The sequence below is a fragment of the Mesotoga infera genome (genome assembly GCA_011045915.1).
Classification (GTDB): Bacteria; Thermotogota; Thermotogae; order Petrotogales; family Kosmotogaceae; genus Mesotoga; species Mesotoga infera_D.
Window position 1 is genome coordinate 1 of record DSBT01000209.1, and the last position, 7,599, is coordinate 7,599.

General features: G+C 47.9%; 7 protein-coding genes. All 7 read right to left on the minus strand.

All coding sequences use genetic code 11. The annotated features are described in order from the left end of the window. Nucleotides 1–254: 254 nt before the first annotated feature. Nucleotides 255–668: a CoA-binding protein gene (locus ENN47_07465; GenBank protein HDP78006.1), complete on the minus strand. Its 414-nt coding sequence runs from the start codon at nt 666–668 to the stop codon at nt 255–257. Further along, nucleotides 665–2,164, minus strand: coding sequence for an apolipoprotein N-acyltransferase (gene lnt / locus ENN47_07470; GenBank protein HDP78007.1), 1,500 nt, complete (start codon nt 2,162–2,164; stop codon nt 665–667). The genes ENN47_07465 and lnt overlap by 4 nt, the downstream gene beginning before the upstream one ends. Continuing rightward, a complete protein-coding gene (locus ENN47_07475) occupies nt 2,164–3,006 on the minus strand; it encodes a Cof-type HAD-IIB family hydrolase (protein ID HDP78008.1) in 843 nt (280 codons plus the stop codon). The genes lnt and ENN47_07475 overlap by 1 nt, the downstream gene beginning before the upstream one ends. Further along, nucleotides 2,984–3,967 carry an ExsB family protein gene (locus tag ENN47_07480; GenBank protein ID HDP78009.1) on the minus strand — a complete coding sequence of 328 codons (984 nt, stop codon included), beginning with the start codon at nt 3,965–3,967 and terminating at the stop codon, nt 2,984–2,986. Before ENN47_07480 ends, ENN47_07475 begins: the two co-directional genes overlap by 23 nt. A gap of 56 nt (nt 3,968–4,023) precedes the next feature. Then, complete coding sequence (locus ENN47_07485; protein HDP78010.1) at nt 4,024–6,213, minus strand: LuxR family transcriptional regulator; 2,190 nt, start codon at nt 6,211–6,213, stop codon at nt 4,024–4,026. Next, nucleotides 6,200–6,583, minus strand: coding sequence for an ornithine aminomutase (locus tag ENN47_07490; GenBank protein HDP78011.1), 384 nt, complete (start codon nt 6,581–6,583; stop codon nt 6,200–6,202). Before ENN47_07490 ends, ENN47_07485 begins: the two co-directional genes overlap by 14 nt. After that, nucleotides 6,564–7,599, minus strand: a 1,036-nt coding sequence (locus ENN47_07495) for a PLP-dependent lyase/thiolase (protein ID HDP78012.1), incomplete at its 5' end; no start/stop codon positions are given. The genes ENN47_07495 and ENN47_07490, both read right to left, overlap by 20 nt.

Sequence of the window (7,599 nt, forward strand, 5' to 3'; positions counted from 1 at the left end):
ATAAAGACAACGTTGAACCCAACAAAAGCTTCCCAGACGAAGTGGGCATTGCCTCCCTGAACAATCTTCGCCAGAATTTCCGATTCGGAGGACGGTGGACTGTTGACGGTTAACCTGAGAAGGTCTCCTGCCGAAGCCAGCTTGCGTCCCCGGATGGTTTTCCCGAATCATTCCGGTCGTGATTGTGCTCTTATTTGTTTATTAGCACTTGCCGACCACCAACCACGTACCACCAACGACGGTTCTCAGCACGTTCAAACCGATATTCTCCTGTGTTCTTCGAACATACAGAGGTCCTCTACGTACAGGATTCCTCTCTCTGCGGCAGCCTCGGCCGCCTTCTCGCTTCTTATTCCCTTCTGGAGCCAAATGGCCTTGGCTCCAAGTTGTATCGCCTTCAAAGCAATGATTTCTGCCTCTTCTGAAGGTCTGAAGATATCCACGACTTGGAGTTCAACCCCGTCTGACACGACTGCTTCGAGGTCTGGGTATACTTTGAGTCCGCTGTACTCTTCCATACTTGGATTTACGGGAACGATGCGATAGCCTTTTTCGATAAGATAAGTCGGAACGTAGTTGGCGGCCTTTTCTGCATTCTTTGAAAAGCCTACGACTATCACTCTGTTGAAGCTTTCGAGGATCTTTTTCGCGTTTTCAGTGTAATTCAAAGAACAACACCTCCAAGTATTATCAAAGCTATTCCTAGCAGAAGCGAGAACCAGAAAAACCAGTTTCCGAATTTGGTGTAAGGGGTTGTGGTCACCCTTGGAAGATACTCGAATTCGCCGATTACATATTCGGCTGAGAGTTCCTTAGATGACGGCAAACGCTTGACTATTCTCCCGTATGGATCGATTACGGCAGAGATTCCCGTGTTAGACACTTGAATTACGTATCGCCGGTTTTCGATCGCCCTTGCTATGCTTTTTGAAAGATGTTGTTGGAGAGCCGTCGAGAAGTTGAACCAACCATCGTTAGTTGCTGTAACTAATACAGTTGCTCCGTTTTGAGTGAGTCTTCTGGCAACGTTGCTGTAAAGGGAGTCAAAACAGATTTGAGCGCCAATCCTATGTTCGTCGACGGAAAAAATTGTATATTTTTCGCCAGGATCAAAGTAGTCAAGAAATTTCAGGAAACTGAAAACACCGAAGACCCTGGGCCAGGGAAGAAATTCAACAAACGGAGTTAACTGAACTTTCGCGTAGAACTCCTCTGAGAAGCCCTCGCCGTCTACGAATCTTACCTGATTGAAGTTGTCGTCGTTATATGTTGGAAAGCCGACCAGGATCTTCAAATCCCTCTCTCTAGCGATCTCTTGCAATTGGTTTCCGGTAGAATTGCTTCTTATATCGCTCATGAAGGTCGCCTCAGGCATTACGACTAAAGACCCCTCAGGTATCTCTCGCAATGCTCTCGATACAATCCTGAGAGTCTCTTCAGGGGGCTGGTAATATTTCATCTGCATCGAAATGTTTGTCTGTAGAGCATAAATTGTGCTCTCATATTTGTTGGATGAATGAGGAATCGGGATGAAACTGCTCATTATGGAATTAGCAAGAGCAATCAACGCGACAGATACTATGATCAGCACGGCTCTATCTCTCGTTCTTTCTAGATACAGATGCGAGAGGTAGTGGTTGATGAAAACGATTACGAAGACCAATAATAGCGGTCCTCCCATAACGAATAGCTGAGAAATTCCCAGCTGATTACTGAGTAGCGCATCGGATAACCTTCCATTGGTAAATCCCAGCGGGCCGATCTCTCTCAAGTACTCAATAACCGTGAAGAATGAAGCAGCAAAGAGCCCGAGAAGAACAGGGTACCTGTCGAATAACCTCTGGTAAAGGCCATAAATGAAGCCAAACGCCAGGAATGGAACGGCAATCACCAGACCCATCAAAAAGTACACGACTACTCCGATGAAATTGGGGAATGAGTTCAATACCTCGGGAACGTTCACTGTGAGAACGGGCAGTTCCCAGTAGTGAGTGATAAGCAGATACACTAAGCCCCACACAAAGGCTCTTAAAGCGCCCTTTAGAGGTGTTACTTCCTTCATCGCTATGAAGAATGGAATCAATGCAACCCAGATCAGGTAACCCCAGAGCATCCCTGGCATTGCGAGCGCCGTAAGTACCGCCGAAAAGAGTATCAGGACCACTATTTATCACCCCGGATCTTGAGAATGCTGTTGATCGCTTCTGAAACACCGGAGTTATCATTATCTCGGGTGGTCACCAGCGCCGCGTGTCTCTTGACCTCGTCTGGTCCGTTTGCCATAACCACGGGAAGTTCTGCCTTTTTCAGTATTTCCAGATCATTGAAGTTGTCGCCGATGTAGGCAACACTACTCCAGTCGAGATTCAGGTAGTCGAGAACATGCTCAAGTCCGTTCTCCTTTCCAACACCCGGTCCAAAAAACTCGTAAAAGGCATGTCCCTCTAAGCTATCGTTTTTTACAACAGTTACGTTATCAAGATGCGAATTGGACTCATAGAGAAATTCCTTGATGATTCCCTCTTTGCCCTCAAGTGCGATCTCGGGAATCCCTTCATCTGAAATTCGTGACAGAGGATCATCTTCAAAGATCATTCTGTACTTGTTATGTTTATAGTATTCGCGATAGGGGGAATCGGAAGGGCCAACTGTGGAAATATCCGGCAGTGTGAAGAAATCATAGAAGACAAGGATGTTCAAAGATTTCTCTTTTGCTCTGGAATAGATCAATCTTGCACGGCTCGCTTCCAGGAGAGATTTCGAGATAATCTCAATCTCGTCTTCGTGGCCGAAAGTGACCAGTGCCCCATTCTGGTAGGAAACAGGAACATCTATTCCCAGCTGTTCAACATACTCGTGGCCTGAAACATAGCTTCGACCAGTCGATATTGAAACTGCCACACCCATATCAAGGGCCAGTCTTAACGCATCTTCATTTTCTCTAGATATCTTTTTCTCGCTATCCAGCAACGTGCCATCAAGATCAATCACTATTAGCCGAATCATGTTTCAACCTCCAGCAATCTATAACCTGAAATGTCTCGAGCCGGTTGTTCTTTGACTTCACCCATCTGGCCTGAATCGGAAAGGAAAACTCCGGGGCCAATCTTCCGTTCAAAACCCATTCCTTCGCTTCAGGGCTATTGTACAATCCGGGATTTGCCATTATCTTCAGAACGGCAGGTTCCTCCACCCATCTTACTTCATCAATCGAATCAATCTCTTCCAGAGATTTGGTGATTCTTGTTCTATTCTCTAGCGACGGAAGTGGACTGACATTGACTAATGCGATGTTTTTCGAGAGAGGGCCGATTATTTTGACGTTCGCCAGAAAATGATCGAAGTCCTCGAGCTCGTCCAGGAGGACTTCATTTGCGATCGCGACAGAATAGCCGTGGAATGAGGGATTTGCCATAATCTTCAACAAGTGTTTAAGCTTGCAGCCTTCCCTTACAGGTGCCTCTCCAATTCTCGGAACGTCAATTCCGGAATTCGTCAAGGCCAGATTAATCTGATCCTTCGTCCACTCTCTCAGTGGCGCATAGAAGCCGTCTTTGATCACGATTCCGGTCTTCCCCCAACTGTCGGATTGATTTGCTCCTGTCGCTATTAGGCCGATAACCCCGCCTCTCACTGCGGGCAGCTTAGCAAGGCGTGTACATCTGTTGCAGGAGGGGCCGGTTCTCCAGACTCTTTCTTGAGCCTCGTAACCTGGAGTGAATTCAAGTCTAAGACCCAGTTTATCTGCCAGTGACGCCACTATTTCAAGCCCTTTGCTGTAAGAGTAAGGACCGAAACAGACATTGACAAGCTTCACTTTATCGGTTCCAAGAGCCTTCGAAGCCAGGAAGGCCACAAGAGTAGAATCCAGACCTCCCGAAAAGGCAACAGTGAGCCTCCCGTTCTCAGTCAATTCTCTGATCTCATCTATAGTTCTATCAATTAGTCTCTCTATCTGTTCGCTCATCTTTTCAAGTATAACGCAAAGAAGGCGGCATATGCCGCCTTCGATGTTACTGGATCTTATCCAAGAAGTGCTCGTTTCTTCTTCACAAGGAATGAAGCTACATGAATCCCTTTTGTGCCACGTCCAAATCCAGCGTCCATTCCGCAAGCAACTGCGAGGTCGTTTGTGATCTGAGTTCCTCCTGAAATAATGAAGACTTTGTCCCGAACACCTTTTTCAACGGCGAGTTGAGCTATTTTAGTCATATTACTCACATGAACCTCGTTGTGAGTGATGATCGTTGAGACGAGAATAGCTTCCGCGCCTGTCTCAACGGCCGCATCAATGAACTTCTCGGGACTAACGCTTGTTCCTAGATAGGTGTACTTGAAGCCGAACTTCTCTATTCCGCCATGCTTGATATCTAGAATCTCTCTTATTCCGACAGAGTGTTCATCGTTGCCTACAGTTCCTGCAACGACTCGCATAGGATGTTCTTGGACAAAAGAAGTGATTTCCTCTTCAGTCAGCAAATCTGGCTTTTCAGGCAGTTTAAGAGAGTCTCTCTCGATCTTGAATGGAACCTTTGCCTTCAATTCAAGATATGTACCTTCAACAGGGTGCAGCACCGTCTTGCTTATTACGGATGCGTCTGTGAAGCCCATCCTTTTTGCAATCTCCAAAGCTGCCGCTTCCGAATGATCGGGATCGTCGGGGACCGTCATATCCAGTTGAATCCATCCGTCGCCCCACCATTCAACCTCGGGACTTATAAGGCCCTTGTCTCTATCCAGCAGTTGCTGAGAAATCCTTAAATTGACGTTGTCAGATTCATCCAGTTCGTCTATGTACTTAATCTTTGATCTGTCCCGGAGTGTACAGCCGCCTATCGGCTGATCGGGTGAGGACAGGCCATCGGGAATATTGTTGTATCCGAAGTGCTCGGACACTGGCGCAAAATACTCGGGGTCTCTGGGAACGACACTGCCCGCCCCAATTCCACCGTGTTTTTGCCTTGCTATCCCGTCTCCATTTCGCTCGGGATACTGTCCGTTGTCGACGAAGAAGCCCTTCTCTACGGCCTCAAAGTATCCCCCAACTTCGAGAATCTCTTCCATCATGAGGATTGCCCGCATTTTCATCTCACGAATCTTTGGTCTGACAACCTCCTCGTTGACCTTCAATAGGTCTTTGATTCCATCGAGAGCTATCAGGGTGTGCTTTGCGGTCTCGACTCCCCTTATCGAGTTTATGTGCCAGGGAACATTCCGGCCTTCATCGGGAGTAATGGTCGACTGGATGTCTGCTCTTGTCAATCTGGAAATCAGAGTGTCAAGAACGTGAATTCTGGTCGCATCGATGAGATCGGATTCAATATATCTCGTATTCATTTGAGCTCTGAACCTGTACTCTTTGAAAAGCTCGCGAAGAGTCAGAGCATAGACAAAATTCAGTTTGAATTCCGGAGCCGGAGAAACGACTGGCGGAACCGTCGAAAGAGCTATCGAACCCTTCTCCATACCTGCCTTCACGGAAAAAGCGCAATTGATTGCGTGCTGAACCAGAAGTTCAGGCATGACTTTCCAGGCCCTCTTCGCGGAGGCGTTCGCGTTGTGAGCGCCGTCTATCTGAAGCATGTCGACGCTAGCCATGATCTTCTTTGCAACGGCTGCGTCTACAAAGGACCTGACGGGATTAATCCCTCTGTAAAGGATGTTGTACTGAGGATCCTGATGAGCACCGTTCACTCCCTCTTCTGCAAAGAGAACTGCAATCTCCGGGCCGGCCACCCCACTTACATAAGAATGGAAGTTAATCGGTCTGCCGACTTCTTCTTCTATGATGTCGAGAGCCTTTCTCGTAGCTCTTAGCTGTTTCCTGGTTATCGGGATTCCTCCGATTCCCTCGGGAGTTCCCTCGATCAGGCCGTCTATATGACTCTGACCGAGCGTCCTGATGACCATAATGTGGTCTGCTCCGTGCCAGGCGGCCATTCTCATCCTTCTTATGTCGTCTTCAAACCTACCTGACGCTATTTCGGAAGTTATTACGGAATCGGGTTGCGGATCTATGTTATCGAAATAGTGAGAAGCGGGAAGACCGATACTGTTCGCGAGAGGTTCCGAAATCTCGTCGTAATTGAAACCGTCGACCTTCGTACCTTGCGGAAGGCTCTTCCTCCAGGTCCAACCCTTTCTCTTCGGAACGTAATGCTCCAGATCTTTCAATATCTCTTCGACTTTGAGCTTCTCGTTAACGGGCAGCATTTCGTCCACCCCCTCTGAAAGAAGAGGCCAACTGTTCCCAACCCTTTCCGGTCGCGAGATCTTCGACGGCTTGCTCAATTGTCAACGAGTTGCTTCTTGCATAATTGATTACAAGGTTTCCGGCTCCCTTACCCAGCAAACCATGTTCGCTGGCCTTGGTGACAATCGCGCCTGCCTGGAAGCTGTCCAGTCCCATTCTTAGGAGCACTGAGCGTTCGATCGAAGGGCTGGTATTGGTCTCTGCAAGTTGAATCAGGGGTTCCACAATTCTCTCTGCAAGTTCCCAGAATCGTCTGTCAAGCTCTTCATCCGAAAGATTTCGCAGATGTAAGCTTCTATCTTCGAAATCATCATTTCTCTGGATCGACATTGCCGCTTACCTCCTTAACCAACTGCTTGGCTTCGGCCACACTGATCTTCAGTTCTGCGGAGAGGTAATCGTAGTCGCTCTCGATCAGCGTAACCCCCTGTTTCAGAAGCTGCTTTATATAAGATTTTCTTAGTTCGGTCATGTTCACATCTTTATAGGCGATCTGTGAGTAGTCTTCGGGAATAGATATCGTCCTGCCGGGAGAGTCTTGGGCAATCGGATCACCGCGGATGATCTCGATTCCATTGTTTCTGGCAAAGGTCAGTTGGGCGCTTGGCAATTTGCCGGCTCCTGTGTACTCGGTCTCCTGAACAACTATCGTCTTCTCTTCGGGCAATTCTTTGGCGAGAGCAATTGCAGCGGTCAAACTGGTATTGCCGGCCGGGCCGCGCTGCAAACCCTCGAGTCTTGCAAGCATCTCGGTGACATAGAAAACCTCGCCCTGCGTAACGAGAAGATATCTGTCCATATATCTCAAGGCCCGCGCAGCATTTCTTGGAACATCAGATCTGTCGGGAAGGACTGCGAAGGGAATACCGAATCCCGTATGACCTGTTGTAAAGGACTTTCTATTGAAGTCATAATCGCTTGCCATATGAAGACCGGAGAGATCGACACTCACGCCTATGACTTCAGTGGTGTCTGCTCCAGCCTTAAGAATACCCCTGGCGGTTCCTGTGAGATTGCCTCCCCCCGCATGCGTTGCCAGTACGTAATCAGGATTCTTTCCTATCATTTTTTGAGACTGCTCCACGATCTCGTAGCCCAACGTTTCAATTCCAGCAATTGCGTACGGGGTATAGAGCGAAGCATTAAAGAATCCAGTCTCTTCGAGCAGCAACAGAAAATAATAGAAGAGTTCGGGGCCGACTGTCAACTGTGCTACTTCCGCTCCATATGCTTCACAGGCCCGTGCCTTCTCAAGAATCTCCGGCTGACCTCTCCCTTTGCTATCGTAACACTCTTGAACTATTATGCACTTGAGAGCTCTCTTCATCGACTGAGAAGCTACTGCA